Source organism: Paenibacillus dendritiformis (assembly GCF_015845845.1).
Taxonomy (GTDB): domain Bacteria; phylum Bacillota; class Bacilli; order Paenibacillales; family Paenibacillaceae; genus Paenibacillus_B; species Paenibacillus_B dendritiformis_C.
Window position 1 is genome coordinate 1 of the sequence record NZ_LDIG01000269.1, and the last position, 17737, is coordinate 17737.

The following is a 17737-nucleotide window of genomic DNA, read 5'->3' on the forward strand; positions in this document are numbered from 1 at the left end:
AAAAAAATAGGGCCGTACAGCAACGCTGCGGCCCCTTTCTTACCCTTCTATCCAGAAAATGAACTCACAAACTAAAGAAGACAATACAAAACTGACCCTGTACCTTCGTTAGAATCAAGATCCTAACACGAAAATTGCTCCATATCTTTAACCATATAATCAACTCGGTTCGCAATAAACTGCTTACTCGTTGCCCCTTTTTGACATAATTGACCATAAGGGCTATCAGGTGAGTACCGTTCAATCAGGAAAGAGTTTGCCCAATACCCAAACTTATCTTCTGTCCAGCCATTTTCGAGCGCAAAATCCACAACTTGAAACAAGCTGGCGACATGAACCTTCTTTAAAGCTTTTCGTTGTTTTTTATCCCAATTGCGAAACGCTGCATCCATAAACTCAATTTTGTTCTCTACAATCTCTACTGTAGTAGCCGGTACTTCGTCCAAGCTGGAGATAAATCGATTTAAACTTGCTCCCCCAAAATCAATATCTTGATTCATTGCTGAAGCAATGAACTGCCAAATCAATCGCTCATCTACATAGCGGTTAAGATCTGTTTTTGTAAATGCAATTTTTTCAAAAAACAAGCTTTGACCGATTTCCTGGACTGTTTCCCGCACAGCATGACTTACCTTGACTCTGGTCTTCTCAGTGGAAGTCAGTGGAACCGACTGATTCACCCGATAGAACATTTCCTCTACCTCTTCAAAAGTGCATTCGCGAAACTCTGTCACCGTGAAATTGTACGTCAGGAATTCAAATTGTGTTTCCGAAGACAATTCTTCATATCGCTTTCCAGCAATGCATTCTCCATTGAAATCCGCTGTTCCCTTGCTCAATTTGTATTGTCCATCGTGGAAGAAGAAAATAGACTCCCAACGCTGCCGGCCATCAATGACCCAGATGTATCCGTCTCCGTTATCCCAAACAAGGATGTTTGGAATGTAGCGATCCCGAATGACTGAATCGACAAGATACGAACGGCGATCATTTTTCCATACGCTGTTACGCTGAAATGGCAGATCAAAGCGAATACGATCTCTCATGTTTAAAAGGTTTTTTGTTGTGCGTTGAATACTTGATCTTTTCATTAAATAGTCCTCCCAAAATTAAAGAGCAGGACAGTAAATAGCTGCCCTGCTCCTTGTTTTATATTTCAAAAGCTTGATACACTGATTCATCCTCGAATGAAGAAGCTTTTACAATTCGGTCCGAGAACCCCTCTACTCCTTCTATAGACTCCGTACCGAGTAACAAAGAAAGCACTGAAAAGCCCTTCTTCTCCTTTAACTCGTTCCAGCTATTTAGAAATCGTTCATTCATATGAGCTTCGCCGTCTGTTACAAAAATAATGTCCGCTTGGCTGAAACGGCTCCGCTTAATCACTTCGGCAGCTTTTTTCAACGGAGGTACAAAACTTGTCCCTCCACCCAAAAAGACAGTTGCAAGCTGAATCATATCCTGAACGTCAATCTTCCCTCTCTCATAGATCAAGGGAGCAGCAGCATGCGAAGAAAAGGGAATCCATGCAAAATCTCTTCTTTGCTTTCGTGCAATGCTCATCAGTGCAAGAGCAAAGCCTTTTGAAATCGGATCTTGATTTGCCATACTTCCCGATTGATCCAAGCATAGAACAATCGGCCCCTTACCAAGCTGTTCAGGCCCCTTTGTATCGTACTGAAGCGTTTGGCCCTCCACATATCGGCGTAAGAAATCCATTTTGGTCATAGGGCTGGCATAACTGCCAAGTTCCATCGGCAATAGCTGCTCTACATCATTGCCCTGCCGGACACCGTTACGGTTGATCGCATCCTTATGCTTGGAACGCTGCTTACGATTGGCGATTACCTTCATACGACCAGCCCATGTTGCAATCTCTTTCAATTTCTTATCGTGACTCAATTTTTCAGCCAGAAGCAATTGATCCTTTAATGGAACCTTTTTCAGTTCACTATCTCCACTTCCCGCCTTTATTCCACCCAAGAGAGACTTCACATTCTCTTTGGCTTCTACGGCTTCCTGTGCAGCTTGAGACAACATTCGAGATAGAGAGTTTCCTTTCTGGTTCAGGGCTGCGGACAAAACCTCTGCTGCCTGCTGCGAAGCACCCTGTTCTCCATTCATCAAGTTTTGTAATGCTTCAGCAAATTCTTGATCCCTCTGTGCTTGTTCCTTCACCCAACCAAGAACCGTCTCGCTATATTTTGTTGTACCAAGAGCCGCTGCCAGATCATCCAGACGGGTAAATTCACGAAACCCCTGATAGCCTTCATCTGTCATGACCTTCTCCATTAGCTGATGATTTATTCCTAATTCATCAGGAACTTGTTCCAACAATTCAGGCTTCATTTTGAATAAACCAGCCCATATATCGCCCATTAATGGCTGAAAAGAGGGGAATATCTCGTTCCCCTCTGCTCCAACCTTCTTGAGCTTTTCGGACATTTCCAAGAGCTGCCCAAAACGTCTACGATCATATGAATCTGTATTTAAAACGGAATTCATCGGCTCCTTCATCTGCTACACTCCCAACACTTGGGATGCAATATCGGTTAATGACTTCTGAACAAGAGCAATGGCTTGCTCAACTTCTGGCCGGTTCGGATTATCCTTCTGGAGATTTTTAAGCTCACCGACCAAGGTCTTGAGCTTTTTCGTACTCTCAACAGCCACATCCGTAGAGTTGTTAGATTGATTGAGGTTATTTAGAATCTCCGCTGCTTCAGCTTCAATCTCTTCCACGCGCGTCTTCACACCATCTTGGGCATGATTACGTACAATCTTCACCACCTTATCACGCTGCTCTGGCTTTTCCCACAGGCTATGTTTAAGAATCATGAGGTCTTCCAAGATAGCCTGATCTCGGCCGGCCAGTACCGCTTTAGCACGAACAACGGACAAGGCTTGCTTAAAACGGCGATCTGAAGGCCGGATTCCCTCATCCATTAGCTCCCGTCTGATTTTACTCAGCGCACCGTAAACTTCATTAGGAATCGTAACCGTATCGCTGAAAAATTGAAGCTCAAACAGTTCTTCCAGACTCATACTTGTTGAAGAAGATGGAGAACCTTTCAACATGGCAATGAACGATTGATCCTCTCCAATGTAATCCACTTCATATCGTAAAAGGAAGCGGTCAAATAAAGCCTCAAGCCCTTCCCCTTCTTCCGGATACTCGTTTGAAGAACCAATTAGGCACATCAATGGAGCAGAAACCGGCGCCCCATCATTGTAAAAAATCCGTTCATTGATGAGCGTTAGGAGTGCGTTCAAAATTGCACTATTGGCCTTGAAAATTTCGTCAAGGAACGATGTGTGCGCTTCCGGTAACTTCCCGGATGTATTTCGCTTATAAACGCCATGCTCCAGTTCTTTTAAGGATACCGGCCCAAACAGCTCCTCTGGGGTGCTGAAACGAGTAAGCAACCATTGAAAGTAATTAGCCCCGGTAATTCTTTTTGTAAGATCAGATACAAGAGCGGACTTACCAGTTCCAGGGGGGCCGATCAGTAAAGCATGCTGACGAGCGATCATGGCCACCATCAATCCTTCAATGACTTCTTCACGTTCTGCATATTGTACTGACAATTCATTTTGAATATCTTTAATTTTCAAATAAATCCCTCCGCTTTTTTAAAATAAAAAAAGAGCCGAAGCTCCCCGTTTGGAAGTCATCAGCTCTTCATTTTAATTAGTTTTTACCTGTTAATTTGAAAAAGCGCCCTCTTGGTCCAAAGTTGTCAACAGTTTACGTTCATGCTGCAAAGCTTCTTCCGGATCTACTGAGCGGAGTCCCAATTCTGCCTTCACTTTCTCAAAATACGAAGCTGGAATCTGATCGTAATCAATAGTAACGGAAGGTTTAACCGCATCCGGGATCTGATCAGCAATACTTTCAACCACTGCGGCAGAATGTAAAGGATAGTGTTCTTCCCCATCAATCACTTCATAGGGGAAATTTTGTGTTTTGACATTATTAATAATCATGTCCTTTTTTCCTTTCAATTTTAATCTCACCGCCCGTTTTGGTATATGGATATTATACACCAAAACCAAGAGGTAAAACATTCTTTGATTACTGTACATGCCGTCCATGTTCAGGAAACATGGCAGTTACTACAGCAAAAAGTATACCCTGATTCCTTTTCTTTATAGCTAATCCAACTGCCAGTTTTCGATTCTCGTATTTTCCGACTACGGTTAATACCGGATCAGCATTAGTATAAGGTTGTTCTCCAAAGGGATATTTCTTGGCTTCATGCATTTCTGAAGGATTGTTATGATACAAAATGGATTCTACCATTTTCTTGGTAATTCCCCGTTCTTCCATACGCTCCCCTGCATGCTGACTGTATCGAACCTTTTCCAAATCAATATGATCTTGGAGTACCTGCCTGATCAGAGGCCAATGCTGTAAATAGGCTTGTCCTTTCATGAGTTTTTCCTTTCTGTTACCTTTACGATAACGAATTTTTTAATCCGCCATATTCACCAAGGCGACTGCAATTTTTTCGCGTATAAGTGTTACACAAGTTTCCATCTCTTTTAAATCACCAGTAACAATAGCCTCATATTCTTTATAATTGGAAACCACATTTTTAGCGTCTTCCAATATTGCCTTTAGCTCATTTTTCTTAAGCTGATTGGCTACCCCATTCTCACAAGCTTGAAGAGTTCCGCGCAGATGATCCAAAAGCTTTCTTGTAACCATATTTTTCATATCCATGGTGTTCATTACAGGAACCTTCTCTGCCTCTCCCTTTTCAAGGGAAGTGATAAAGCGAATCAAAGCATCCAAATTCCCTTCAAATTGCGCTGGGACGAAATAGACGCCTCCAGATGGTCTTACCGGAGTAGGAGACATACTCTTCAAGACGCTGGTAATTAGGGTACGCAGTGTAGTAGAGCCGTAATTGTTTCGATAAATCTCAAATTGTATGGCGGCATTATTGACTAACTGCTGCGCCAGTGATGAAACATAGCTTGTCTCTACTTTCCCTGCTTTACGATCTAATACCAGTGCTCCGGCATCGGGAATGTAATTTAATCTTCGACCTTTCGTATCTTTAGTTTCACAAACCAAGTTGCGCTGTACAAAAGAGCTGGTAGATGCCACCTCACGAAACATGTAGTTCTCATACACTCCCGGCGACATTTCCCGTCTGAACTTTTCACTAGTAGCTCTTCTAAATGCATCTGGAAGTCGAATGTCTTTCGGCATCCAGCCAGCGCCTAACCCGGAATCAACAAGTTTTTGTTTAAGCTCATCGGGAGTGATCAGCATGCTTGATAATGAACTCCAAGTCAAAAAACCGATAGCATTTCCTTGGCCGGATGGAACCGCAACCGCATTTTTTAAAATAGCACTCATAAGAAAGCCTCCTCATTTTTGATAATAAAAAGGGCCAATTCCTCAAGCATGCCGAAAACATGCGAGGAATTAGCCTTTGAATAAACTCTTCAGACTTTTAGTGTCCACAATTTACACTCGAAACAGCTTGGCCTTCATTCCGACAATCGGGCTTTCTTTCATTCTTTGTGTCAAAGAGTCCATATCGGAAACAAGTTGATTTCTCCCTTCTTCTCGTCCCCTAACATCATCCAGTAAATCATGCGCAAAATTCATAATTTGTTGAACACTCTGCCAAAACGATTGACCTTTAAGCGACAACACGTCAAGTTCTGTACCTGTATTTACAGAAAGGAATCTCTTCGTAACCAGGTCAAATCGTACCGTGTCACTTACCTGGATATCCTGATCTGTTGTTCCCCAAACTTCTTCGGCCACATAGGGAACGATTTCGGTCATCATTTGAATAAAGTCATCTGCTTTTTTATGGCGCTTCTTCTCCTGCTGTAAAAAGCTTTCCATTTCATCGCTCATTGTTTTCTCTTTTTTGAATACGTTAAACATCGTCCAATCATCCTCTCATTTTTTATAAAATCAAAAAAGCCGACCTTTGCACAGATTAACCCATGCAAAAATCGGCTTTTAAATCACATTATCCACATTCCACGCGCATCCATATGCGCAGGTAAAGCTTTTATCAGAGCCTTTCGGTACTCTTCAATCCTTATCTTCTGCAAACGGAAGTATCGGAGTAAACTGTATTTTCCCTGTATTTTTCCTCTCTTCTGAATCCGGATTTTGAACCGACAGAAGCCTACAGGAGAGGCATTGCAACTTACTTGTCCCTTTAGAACAAGCACCCTACTCCGCTACTCTGTAAAGAATATGGTCGAAGTAGTGATCAACTCTTATCTCCGGCAAAATGGGAGTATAGAGGTTAGGAATATTTATAGGAATATTATAGCACTAGGCTTACGAAAATGCAATCATACCGGGCGGAGGAGCTGGTTGCTGTTTGGGTTCAAGTTTTACTGTAACTTTCTTAGGGGTTTCTCATTAAGAGCGTCCACCTACCCAGACTCCACTTTACACCATACCCTACTATTTCTGTTAATATCACTATTTTGAAAGAAGACGTACAATCTTAAGCTTTGAATCAGTATATAAACGCTATCTATAATACTTGATATACCTTTGGAAAGGGATTCTATCATCGAGCAGCAATTCTTTTTGCAGTTTTGTGAGCATAAAAGTCGCCCGAATTTGGATATGAAAATAGTCCATATCCTTTTGGTCACAGTATTTTGTTAGCCTCTGTGATCTTATCTTCATAGTCATACACTTCTAATTCCTCAACTTCTTCCTTTGCTGCTAATTCAATGTGATGGGCAAATTCATAGTCCAGAATAAAATTGTCAAAAACCTGCGAGAAAACGAAGACAACAAAAAACAGGTCAATTACGGTGGTATCTGACCATAATCAACCTGTTTGATTTAACGGAATAGCGTTATTTAGGTTATAAAATTAAAGCATTTGATGTGCGTACAAAAGAAACGACGAAATCTTTATACGGGTATTACATAGGTTAACTGTGTTATTGTTTGAATGATGGGTTCATTCGGCACTGGGTAGCCCCACCGATTAGACTATCTTTCCTCTCGGCACAAATGAAGATACTGACCGAATTCAGGGAAAACATCCCAATTTTTATCAAGAGTATCTTTAGCCTCACGTTCCTCGACTGAACCAGTTTTAAAATCTCTCTTTTCCATTGCTATATATCCATCTTCTCGGAAACCTATAATCAGACTACTTAATTCCTTGTCGGTTTCCTCATCATATTCCCAATACATGGCTGTTCTTAAAAAGAGTTTACCATCTCTCATAACTTCAAAATCATAATTTAGATACTTACGAGTCAGTTCATCATAAAAACCCACCGAGACCCATTCTTTTGTCACATTTACTATATACTCAGGTTTTTCATCTTCGGCTAATATTGCTGTATATGGTTGCTTTTTTTGATGGTGCAGGCATGCAGTATGTTCATCAAAAATATTCCATGGCTTCTTTTTGATATCTGACCATTCGTCACAATAATATATTTTCATAGTCAATTATACTCCTTCCCGTTAATGTCCCTTATAGTAATTTTGTTTTTCGTTGCTTCATCAAGAACTGACTGCGGAATTGGTTTGTTTTGAACTGGTATTTCCAGTATCAATTCACCTTTAAGTCGTCCACCTTTTAGAGCATTCGGATTAAAAGGGCCATTTGATATTTTAGAACCCGATGAATATTTTTGAGCAAGTTCTCTCACATAGCTTATAGCTGTACTTTCTTTCACTTCACTCAATTGGGTAAACTTTCTTGATACTATTTCCTTGTTGGGAACATACGAGTCCACTACGAACTTTTTGCCTCCCACTTCTTTTGCTTCCAACTCAACTTCATTATAAGGGTAACGAGGGCGATTTTCCTTATTAAAATTGTTTCCGGCTTCCCACCGATCTTTCAGCCAATCCGGCAGGGAATTCTTTTTAGATGGAACTTTACCCGTCCCCTATGTTGTAAAGCTAGACTATTGAAAAGTAACGGTGGCTGCTAGATGTACCAGCAATACCACCAGTCAGCTTGCTTGTTTTTCTGCTTTTTCAGGAAGACGGAACGCTGTTTTGTTCTTCATCATGCCATAGATGATATTGACTAACCGCCGCATCACACATACCAATGCTTGGGTTGGCGTTTTGCCTTCTTCCTTCTTCCGGTTGAAGTATTCGTAAAAGAGCGGATTGCGCGGCTTTTTGCTCCCTTTTGAAACTTGTACTTGCTGGACAGCTAGGTTGTAAAACAAGCCATGCAATACCCTATTGCCCTGTCTGCTTTTTTGGTTCGTACCCTTACCGCCAGAACTGAAATTAACAGGTGCGATTCCTGCAAAACGTGCCAGTTTGGCTGCGCTGGCAAAGCGGTTAATGTCGCCTATTTCTGCAACTAGAGAAGATGCCGTTACCAAATCAATTCCTGGCATGGTTTCCAGTTGGAAATCTAGTACCTTCATCATTCTACCTAGTTCTTCCTCCACATACGCAATTTCCTTCTTTTTGAACTGTATATCTCTTACGTGGCTCTGGATAAGAAAGTTGCGCTGTTCTTGGTACTTTCTTGTTGTATCGCCATCTGCCTGAACCAATGCCAATATTTCCTCCGCCTTCCTTGTGGAGCAGGCGTTATTGCTCGACTTCCGCAAAAATGCCGACAATGTTTCTGCCGATACACCTTCCAGCAAATGCGGGGCGGGGTACTTCTCCCAAAACGCCAGCGCACATTTTCCGTCTATATCGCTAAAAAACTTCTTGTAACTGGGGTAATGGTAACTGAGTTGGCGTATGCAATTGGTTTTTAAGGGAGATCAATGCCTTCACCAAGCCATTCCTCCTTGTCACCAGTTGACCAATCGTCCAGTATACGTCTTGCGGGTTTGCGTCGGGCAATATGTCCAACTTGTTTAACAGGATTCTTGCTACACACTCCGCATCCCAGCTATCGCTTTTCTGTGTGGTCGGGTAACTTTTGCGCTCGGCATACGACAGGGCGGAGTTTACTTCCTTCACCTTCTGCTTGTTTTCCAGCAGGTACACTGCTAATGCCCTGCCGTACCCGCCTACATCTTCCAACCCATACACAGGGGTCATGCCTCGCTTCTTGAACTGCTTGACATACGTGGTCAGTTCATCAAAAGCGGCGGGCTTGTTCTCAAACGTAATTTCCCCCAGCTTCTCGTTCCAGCAATTGATCACCACAGCCGTATGGGTCTTCTTGTGCAGGTCAACCCCGATGTAAATATGCTTCTGTTTGTAGTGCATGCAAGGCATCACCCCTGTCTATGAAATGCGTTGAAATGTAAAAAATGTCGGCAACCTCAGCTCAAGCGTTAGTCAACAGGTGACCCGCAACGGGACGCCAGCCAGTCCATTTTCTCGTCGTTCAACGTCTGACATATATCAATATCCTGTTGTTTTTTAAGCGCCGAGCAAAATTATTTTTGTTTTTTCTCCACTTGCTTCATTTTGCTGGATAATAGCGCTTGGGCAAAGTAACGGTTATACGTTGATGCGTAGTATACGATTTCTTCCAAAATCTGCACAACCCCGATTTTTTTAGTCGTTTTCCTAGGTGGAAAGATCGTAAACTAGTAGTAACCGTTACTACTTGGCAGAAAGGAGAATACTTATGCCGTCTATTGTCCGGCTGCGTCTAGGTGACATTTTGCAAGAAAAACAGATAACTCGTCAGCAACTTGCCAATCAAGCAGGCTTGCGTCCCAGTACCGTAAGTGATCTATGCAATCGTCCCGTTCAGCGTATCTATCTCAGCACGATTGCTACCCTTTGCGAGACGCTAGACGTATCTGTCAGTGATCTGTTTGTTATTGAACCTGCCGATTAACCCTCATTGCGGTTCAGAGGGTTCAATCTGATAAGTTGGAAGGTATGCAAACAAGCTTTTCTGCTTTATCCAGGGAGGTATTTTATCCATACCTCCCATGTTTTCAGCGGCTTTGTTCAATTTCCGCTTATTCCTAGCCTTTTCTCGGTCTAAATGTGTTAGCAGAAACACGAATTGTCCCATTGTCATATGTTTTGCTAAAAAGTACATCCGTTTCGAGCGAATATACCGAATCATGTCTTCGCACACTGCGATTCTCTCCTGTGCTTGCATCGCCTTTTTCGCGTAATTGGTTCTTCTCATGGGTTTGTCCTCCTCGTATTTGTTTCATACCCTGTAAATGATCGCCTCTGCATAACCGCTTGCTGCTCCTTCAAATAGTCAGCAGGTGGTTTTCTTTGGATTCGCTTCTGAAATGAGGAAATAGAGGCGTAGCTGTTCCTTCACTATGTCCGCTTCTTCCGTCCATCTTCGTTCGTCTTCTCTGACCGGTGCAAATCCATCCGGTATCATTCCCTGTGTTTTCCCCAGTAGAATATCTGTACCTCGCCATGAGCATCCTGCTTTCCGTAAATCTCGTAGATGTTCATAGAAGGTGGTAGGCTTGTAGGTTTTCTTGACAAATTCTTCGCCCAACGTCGCCATCATGTGCCATGTGCTAAACAAGCGACCTGCTCGTCTCTCCCCATACAGTTCCGCCAATCGTTGCTGAACAGCATGTATGGTACACACCAGGCTCATGCCGTTCCTTCCTCGTCTTACTACTTTCGCCATTTCTTTGTCATATACGCCTTTTAGATACTCATCTGTCACTTCTGAAACCAAGGGCTGATGCCCATAGTCGTCCCGCAGCTTTTTGGTGCGTATCTCCACCTCCGCCCGCAAAATTTGGTCAGCCAGCTTCTGCAATCGTTCTGCCTCTGCTTCCCCGAACACCTTTATCACCCGTTGCCTGTCGTGCTTACAAAACTCTGAACCTTTGTGATAATATTTCACACAGGTCGATTCCCCTTTGAGAAACACACCTTGCTTCCCATACGTCTGTACGTCCTTTCTTGCACATTTTTCGCCCAGTTGAAGCCCGCCGATCCACGCTTTCACTGCCTGTTCCGATGGCAATACAAACACTTCTGCCCAATCTACCCGCAGCACTTCCCACAACAAGGCAGAAGGTAATGGTACACCTAACCATTCTCCTACCTTCTCTACCAACCATACCATCGTCGTCTGAAAATGCTCGGGGCCGCCATACACGTTATGACCCATGAGCTGTTTATGTACGCTACATTCTAGCGTCACATACGGTTCACACTTGATGTTCCTACCCCCAAATCCACGCTTTGACCTTTCCACTTTCACAGAAATTCGCGCATCAAATGACCCTTCCAGACTTTTGGTCGTAAAGGAGTGCAAAACTTCCCCTGTTTGTTGGTCTACTTTTTGCCGCAATATGCTCTGCTGTTCAATCTTCTTCGCCAATTCTTCACTAATGAATGGTGAACGTAGGGTAACTGTGTCAATCGCCATTTTCTTTACTTCCTTTCCCGAATGTTGTTCTTGTAAGCGCCCGCGCCAAACGGCTGTTTTGTATTGTTTTTAACGGTTAAGCGTAGTTTTGTTGCGTGATACTATTGGACAAACGTGTTCATCATGTTCCCTGTCCTGTCCATGAAAACTTTCATAGAGACATATAATAAACCCAAAGCAAAAGTTAAATTCTGAGAAATAAATTATCTATCTCTCCGGTCCGTCTTGAAAAATAAACAGCAAAAAAGCACTTGAAATCACTAATAAAAGTGTTTTTCAAGTGCTTTAAGTGTGTGCTTTCTAAGTTTCCAAAGTTTGGTTAAGTTAGTGATATCGACTGAAACGCAATGGGATACTGTATCGAGATTATGACATATGCTTTGCTTGGAGTCAATCATAACGTATAACCCTGTGAGCAGGTGCACTCTCGTTTATTTTCCTACGGCTCGGTGTTCTTTATGGTACGCCTACAAGAAAACTTCTTCTCGCCCGGTTCTCGTTGGTCTGCTGTTTTTCTTTCCGTATCCTAGTCGATTACTCCTAGCAGGCGGCGCATTTCGACCTCTAGTTCACGAAGCCGTTTTTGTCGCTTGACCAGTTCTTCAAACCATTCCTTGTCCTTCATGGCTAATGCCATGTCTATCAGTTCGTTGTAATCCTCTGAACACATCATCATCTGTTCTTTGAATTCGCTCATTTCTCCATCCTCCCATCGTTTATCGACGATTAGCTGACCTGCCTTGCCTTGTTCCACAACTGGCGGCTAATGATACGGGGAAATACGTCTTTCTGCCGGATGCCGTTCCGTTCTTTTTGTCCGTTGTACGTGTTGAAACCTGTATACGTCTCATTGTTCAAAATGTTTTGCACCTGCACTACTGTCCATTGCTTACCGTTCTTCGTTGTTATGCCTGCTCGGTTCAACTTGCAAGTAATTTTATATGGGTTATTCCCTTCCACATAGAGTTGAAAGATGCTCTTTACCGTCTGCGCTTGTTGCTCGTCCAACAAGATCGTCCCATTCACCACCTGATAGCCGTATGGCACACCTCCACCCGCATATTTATTCTCTCTAGCGGTGGCAATACGTCCACTTTTCGTCCGCTCGTTGATAATCTTGCGTTCAAACTCTGCAAAAGAGCCGATCATTTGCAGGAACAGCATCCCTTGCGGTGTAGAGGTATCAAAGTTTTCGGACACGCTAATGAAGGCAATACCCTTCGGTTCCAATTCGTCCTCTATCAGTTCCAGCAGATTTTTCAGCCGTCTATGGATGCGGTCTGCCTTTAGGACAACGATACCGCTGATCTCGTTTTCCGTTTGCTCTATGTATTGCATCATATCTCGGTAGCCGCCACGTTCTTTCGTGCTTCCACTTTCCCCTTCGTCAATGAACATCTTTGCCAGTTCCCAGCCTTTGCTGATGCAGTATGCTTCTATCTTCCTTACCTGCTCCGCTATGGATGTGTTTCCAATCTGGCTATCTGAGGATATGCGGGCATACCCGACCACCTTCTTGATTGTCTCTTGAACCATTTCCAGTTCCTCCTATTTTTTGTTACAGTATACGACCTGGGTGATGCGAATCACAATTCCTTTTATCCTTCCTGCCAGTCGCCAACCGTGATCGTGGTAAGCCAGCATCATTTTGATTTTTGCGTTTCCCCTGCGCTAACCACAAAAAAGGAAGCGAACAAAGCTGTCTGCCTTGTTTGCTTCCCGCATCATTTTTGATACTTTTTTCTCGCCTGTTCCAGTATGACTGCCAGTTGGTCTAATGCTCCATCGCTTTCTGTTCCGTTCCTTTCCACCAGCCTGCTGTTTTCCCGAATAAGTGCTGCCTTGTTCATCTGTACTTTCGTGATCGCTTCCTCAATGGCTCGGATAGCGGCTTGATTCGGCTTGTCCTTTTCTTCTTCCTGCTTGATACGTTGCAACATGCGCCGGATGCGTATGTCGGACAGTTTGAACTCGTTTTCCACTTGGGCTGTCGGGTCGGTTGATACTCTTGCATACAGTTGCCGTTCTTCATCTGTCAGCGTATCCAGCCAGATCGTTTCATACAGCCCATGTTTCAGCGCGTTTTTGTTGCCTTTTAATTTTGTACGGTCTTTCGGTCCAGTGGACTTTCCCCCATGTAACCTACAGCGTCCATTCGCTAATGCGGCTTTTTTACAAGGCTCGCCATTTCTTGTCTTTGCCCCGCACAGCTTTTTCTCCATTTTTTCACCCCTAACCTCAATTCATGGGGTTCGTTTCCCCAATCGGGGGGAGGGCTACACACCCCCAGCCCCTCACTCATATGTGATTTTCTTTTCAGTGTTTCAACTCGAAAGACTTGCTCTGGCGGGCTAACACTCTTTCGTTATGCTGTACAGTCTCCCTTAATCCAGAGGCTTCACGTTGTAATTCTTCCAAACGGCGAATGGCTTCCCGTCTTGGGTGTCCATCCTTTTCGTCAGCCAACTGGTCAAAGTATTCAGCCTGTTCGAGTAGTTTCCTTACTTCTGACGCTACCAGTGGGTCGATACTACCTGAACGTCTCAGTTCGTGCGCCTGTTGTCGTAACTCTCGTGCTTTCTGGCAGTAGCCCCTCACTTCCTCTACGATTGCCTCATACTCTGCTTGTGCATGTGCAATTAGACCTGCCTTTTCCTGTACTTCCGTTACATGTTTCGCCATTTTCCTTTTCCTCCTTTGATTTTGGACATGCAAAAAAAGGCTCATTCCTCCTTATCGTTAAAGTTGGAATAAGCCTTTGAAAGTTGGTCTAAGCGTGTTTGTCAAGTTTTTTAGTGTTTGGTTTATTGGTTCTATTGTACGATCCTACTGTTAATGATGTAAACCCTGTATTGTTTTTCCCGCACACAAATCAAATTCTTAACGCCCTTCAAAATTATAACCGCCTTTTCTTGGAAGCTCGTCTTCAAAGTCACATGAGGCTATCGCTTTGAATCCAGAGTCCCATAGCTCTGTCAGCAGTTTTGAAATCTCCCCAATATAAACCTTTTCTTCGACATCTTCCATTGGTTCTATATCGAGATAGTATTTGTAGTATAAAAATTCATCACTTCCTTGATTTCTTTTCTCTTCAGAAAAATCTCCGTTGTTGAAAATATATATTTCAGCTTGTTCCGTTACAATGGTCGAACCTGTAACCGACCCCTCAACAATCTTTGAAACCGTCTCTACAACTGATGTTTTCTCTTTATCGGTATCCAAAAATATCTTTGTAAACAAATCATATTGAGCTTCCACTAAAAGCACCTCGCATTATTTAATCGGGGTAAACGGAGGATTGTCAAACGGTCCACCTATTTTAATTATAGAAATGTCCACATCCATGCCTAGCTCCTGTTGCAGTTGCTCCCTAAACTTACTCAGTTTAGCTTCACCAGACTGAATTTTCCCCGTTTCAATGGCATGTAACATTGTTTTTTCTTTAGCTGAACCTGGGTTCGGAGGTTTGACTTTACTAAATGAATCCTTTATTAGCTCGTCAAATTTCTCTGGTGAAACACGTATCGCAAAATCAATATCTGAGGTAGGCTTGGCTGTTCCTTTTGCTCTACTACCTTGAACAACGATATCGTCACTCAAGTGTCCAACTTTTTCCCGAATCATTGCTGAAACCTTTTCAAATTGTTCTTTAGTTAGCCCTTGTGGTATTTTAAGAGCTTGTGACGTCCCCTCACCGCTGGAGTTCTTATTTTTTCCCGACGTAGATCCTGATGCTGAATTCTCCGGGTTACTCCCAGGATAATATTTCCGAACCTCGATCTGATTCTTCGTCGGTTCAAGAGGTTTTTGCGTAGACGATTTATAGTTCGCATTTGGCCCATCGTATGCCAACTTGTTCTTGGACAATTGCTCAGCGGACTTTTGAAAGGCTTCCAAGCTTTCCTTTATAACCGTCGTCGCTTGACCCCAGTTTACAGTTGACCCACCACCTTTTGGTACAACGCCATACTTCGGCTTATTATTTCTCTCCACTACATTTGGTACCGAAGTCTTCTCTGGAACATTCACCTTCGGAAGAGTAGGCCCACCACCTGTTGTTCCTCTTTTCCCCCCAAATAAAGTGAATACGTTAAAGCAACTCATCCAATGCTCCTTAGATAATGGATCGTCTGGATTAAATGCTCCTTTTAAGGACTCTGCCTTACCCAACGACAAATAGTTCACATAGTCATATATGGAATCATAGCGCTTGTTAATCCTTGTCTCGTGTCCTTCAAATCCTTCAGCTATTTCATCAAGCTTCCCTACCGCTAACCAGTTAAAAAAGTCGTATACGGAATCAAATTTTTTGTTGTCACGTACCCTTAACCCATTCCAATAATCGCTTCCTATTTCTGCAAAGCTATTTCCCGATTTTTTAATTCCAGACCATATTTCTTCTCCGGCCTTCGCGATGTCTTCTGCAACTTTCTTCCCCATCGCGAGTCTGGCTTCCGCTTCCATGAGCTGGGCTTCGCCCAGAAGAGCCAGCCACGATTTGGATTGTTCTTGCTCCGGCTCCGGCTTCGGCTGCTCGGCCATGTAACGCTCGTAGCTCGCCCTCCACCGTTGTCTCAGTTCGGATGGAATCTGATGATAGACTTGCTCCAACTCATTCGCAGACTGGGCCATACGTCGGACATAAGAAGCGATATCGTTCCATGATGTGGGTGTTCCCAGCTCACGCGCACTTGTAAATACCTTGCCCAGCAGCCACTTTCTATAATAGGCATCCCTGGCTTTCTCGTGCTCGTATTGACTGATCAGTCCTTGCATGACCAGACCGGCCAAATATTTCAGCGGATGCCCCCCCCTTGTGCACCTCCAGCACGGCTCGTTCCTGTACTTCGAACCGGAACAGCTGCGCTTGCTAGCAGCCCCGCATTCACCGCCGCCCCGACAGATCCGCCTAATGCCGTTCCTGCTACTACTCCCACTCCTGCTCCTACTACTGACCCAGCTACTGCTCCTATCACCGGAATGGAGCCTAGCAGTTTGGACTCCGTATCCAGCAATCCATCCGCTTGTTTTTGAGCGGCCGGGCTCGTAAGCTTCGCGGTCGGAGTCTTGGCTTTGTTGTCGCTGGAACCCTCCCGGGCTGCGGCTTGTGCTGCTTCGTAGTCTTTTATATTCATCAGCGGCGGCTCCGGCACAGGAGGAAGATCCATGACGAACACTGGAGCCTTTACCGAACCCTCTTGCTCAACTACCGGGGCCTTGATATCCGTTTCACCGTCCAGGATCATGCTGCTGGCTCCGCCTGTGAGGTACAATGCGCTTCCCGCTGTAAGCGACAGCGCCTGACCTGCATCCAGCTTCACGTGACCGCCTTGAATCCGCACATCTCCCGGGCTGCTGACGGTAATGCCGTTCCCTTCATGAAGCGTAATTGACAATGCTCCCGAGGTAGACAGGGTCAGTTCTTGTTCGGACATGTCCACGCCGCTTCCTTGCGCATGTCTCCATACTTTCACGTCCGGCTCTCCTTGCGCGTGGCGATGCTGCCGCGAGTCCATGACATAGGCTTCCTGTTCCCGGCTCGTCGGCAAGTAAAGCTCCACCCGCTCCCCAACTTCCGGCATATCATACCAGCCACTATGTTCTTCCGCTGCATAGCGGGTGGCCACCGGGAACCAGCATGCTTTCGCCGGGTCCTGTTTGGGGTCGATATCCAGTTGGAGTTGCACCATGTCTTGATGTACCTGTAACACGCTGCCCGTCAGCGCAATCCCCGCAGCTTGATCGTTTTCATAACGGGCAAGACGAATATCCTGTTCAGCCTGGAGATCATAACGAGTACGCAGCAGGCCGTCCTCCAGCCGTGTCACGGCCCGAACGACGACGAGTTCCTTGCCTAATCCGATCGGTAACGCAATGATATCTCCCAGCGCATAGTATTGCAGGCTTTCGATCACGTAGGTCACATATGAGCCTGCCCGTTGTCCCGGCTTCCCCGCCTCCAGATCATGGAACGTTCTCCGTACCTGGTAACTTGCATCCCGTTCCATCTTGTACCGTTTGCCTTCCGGTAGCCCGAAGAACACTTTGGGCGACGCTGCCGTTACCTCCGGCACCAGCACGGACCCAAAGCGAGAGGCAAGGCGCTTTAAAAACGCCCAATCCGTCTCCTCATATTGTAAAACAAAAGTGCCCAGTTCGGCATCATTCGTTACGGTATCAATGGCATCTCCATACTTGTATTTCCGAATCATCGTGGTGACCAGATCCGCGTAGGTACGATGAATATCCTGATAGGAACGCTTCTTTATCTGGATATCCATCTGATACGAATGCGATGCGGCTTCCAGCTCGAACGTATACACGCCCCGAATGCAATGCACGGATAGTCGCGTAACGATGCCGTGGAACAATCGTCTCCGTGATTGTCCCTGCTCATCCAATTGACGGAT

Annotated in this window: 18 protein-coding genes and 3 pseudogenes; 1 reads left to right on the forward strand and 20 read right to left on the reverse strand. The window is 44.5% G+C overall.

What is annotated here, in order from left to right; translation table 11 throughout:
* Positions 1-122: 122 nt before the first annotated feature.
* From ABD76_RS26230 to ABD76_RS26275, 11 genes and pseudogenes are all read right to left on the reverse strand, one after another.
* Positions 123-1091, reverse strand: coding sequence for a DUF262 domain-containing protein (locus ABD76_RS26230; RefSeq protein ID WP_197259566.1), 969 nt, complete (start codon positions 1089-1091; stop codon positions 123-125).
* Between the two features lie 58 nt (positions 1092-1149).
* On the reverse strand, positions 1150-2517 hold the full coding sequence (locus ABD76_RS26235; protein WP_197259567.1) for a VWA domain-containing protein: 1368 nt from the start codon (positions 2515-2517) through the stop codon (positions 1150-1152).
* A 3-nt stretch (positions 2518-2520) separates the two neighbouring features.
* Entirely contained in the window at positions 2521-3615 is a 1095-nt protein-coding gene (locus ABD76_RS26240) for an AAA family ATPase (protein ID WP_197259568.1), read from the reverse strand.
* Positions 3616-3705: 90 nt separating this feature from the next.
* Complete coding sequence (locus ABD76_RS26245) at positions 3706-3987, reverse strand: hypothetical protein (RefSeq protein WP_197259569.1); 282 nt, start codon at positions 3985-3987, stop codon at positions 3706-3708.
* Positions 3988-4075: 88 nt separating this feature from the next.
* Entirely contained in the window at positions 4076-4435 is a 360-nt protein-coding gene (locus tag ABD76_RS26250; RefSeq protein WP_197259570.1) for a DUF4258 domain-containing protein, read from the reverse strand.
* Between the two features lie 39 nt (positions 4436-4474).
* Positions 4475-5371 (reverse strand): DUF6744 family protein, encoded by an 897-nt coding sequence (locus tag ABD76_RS26255; RefSeq protein ID WP_197259571.1) that lies wholly within the window; start codon positions 5369-5371, stop codon positions 4475-4477.
* Positions 5372-5482: 111 nt separating this feature from the next.
* Positions 5483-5914, reverse strand: a complete 432-nt coding sequence (locus tag ABD76_RS26260) for a hypothetical protein (RefSeq protein WP_197259887.1) — start codon at positions 5912-5914, stop codon at positions 5483-5485.
* 606 nt (positions 5915-6520) lie between these two features.
* Positions 6521-6764 (reverse strand): annotated as a pseudogene (locus ABD76_RS30005) (hypothetical protein); the annotation flags it as partial.
* A gap of 233 nt (positions 6765-6997) precedes the next feature.
* Entirely contained in the window at positions 6998-7462 is a 465-nt protein-coding gene (locus ABD76_RS26265) for a hypothetical protein (RefSeq protein WP_197259888.1), read from the reverse strand.
* Positions 7463-7464: 2 nt separating this feature from the next.
* Positions 7465-7794 (reverse strand): hypothetical protein, encoded by a 330-nt coding sequence (locus ABD76_RS26270; protein ID WP_242069823.1) that lies wholly within the window; start codon positions 7792-7794, stop codon positions 7465-7467.
* A gap of 186 nt (positions 7795-7980) precedes the next feature.
* Positions 7981-9217, reverse strand: a pseudogene (locus tag ABD76_RS26275) (IS110 family RNA-guided transposase).
* Between the two features lie 367 nt (positions 9218-9584).
* Between ABD76_RS26275 and ABD76_RS26280 the strand changes: the two are divergent.
* Entirely contained in the window at positions 9585-9800 is a 216-nt protein-coding gene (locus ABD76_RS26280) for a helix-turn-helix domain-containing protein (protein WP_197259889.1), read from the forward strand.
* 3 nt (positions 9801-9803) lie between these two features.
* Here ABD76_RS26280 and ABD76_RS26285 read toward each other — a convergent pair whose 3' ends face one another.
* The 9 genes and pseudogenes from ABD76_RS26285 to ABD76_RS26325 form a co-directional block, all read right to left on the reverse strand.
* Positions 9804-10103: a hypothetical protein gene (locus tag ABD76_RS26285; protein ID WP_057900022.1), complete on the reverse strand. Its 300-nt coding sequence runs from the start codon at positions 10101-10103 to the stop codon at positions 9804-9806.
* A 78-nt stretch (positions 10104-10181) separates the two neighbouring features.
* Complete coding sequence (locus tag ABD76_RS26290; protein ID WP_057900021.1) at positions 10182-11327, reverse strand: phage/plasmid replication protein, II/X family; 1146 nt, start codon at positions 11325-11327, stop codon at positions 10182-10184.
* Between the two features lie 526 nt (positions 11328-11853).
* Complete coding sequence (locus tag ABD76_RS26295; RefSeq protein ID WP_082706119.1) at positions 11854-12024, reverse strand: IDEAL domain-containing protein; 171 nt, start codon at positions 12022-12024, stop codon at positions 11854-11856.
* 29 nt (positions 12025-12053) lie between these two features.
* On the reverse strand, positions 12054-12863 hold the full coding sequence (locus ABD76_RS26300; protein ID WP_197259890.1) for a recombinase family protein: 810 nt from the start codon (positions 12861-12863) through the stop codon (positions 12054-12056).
* Positions 12864-13051: 188 nt separating this feature from the next.
* Positions 13052-13549, reverse strand: a complete 498-nt coding sequence (locus ABD76_RS26305; RefSeq protein ID WP_197259891.1) for an HGGxSTG domain-containing protein — start codon at positions 13547-13549, stop codon at positions 13052-13054.
* A gap of 94 nt (positions 13550-13643) precedes the next feature.
* Positions 13644-14009, reverse strand: coding sequence for a hypothetical protein (locus ABD76_RS26310; protein ID WP_197259892.1), 366 nt, complete (start codon positions 14007-14009; stop codon positions 13644-13646).
* Between the two features lie 198 nt (positions 14010-14207).
* Entirely contained in the window at positions 14208-14585 is a 378-nt protein-coding gene (locus ABD76_RS26315; RefSeq protein ID WP_197259893.1) for a 1,4-dihydroxy-6-naphthoate synthase, read from the reverse strand.
* Between the two features lie 15 nt (positions 14586-14600).
* Positions 14601-15959, reverse strand: coding sequence for a nucleotidyltransferase domain-containing protein (locus tag ABD76_RS30560; RefSeq protein ID WP_338125203.1), 1359 nt, complete (start codon positions 15957-15959; stop codon positions 14601-14603).
* Between the two features lie 47 nt (positions 15960-16006).
* Positions 16007-17737 (reverse strand): annotated as a pseudogene (locus ABD76_RS26325) (contractile injection system protein, VgrG/Pvc8 family); the annotation flags it as partial.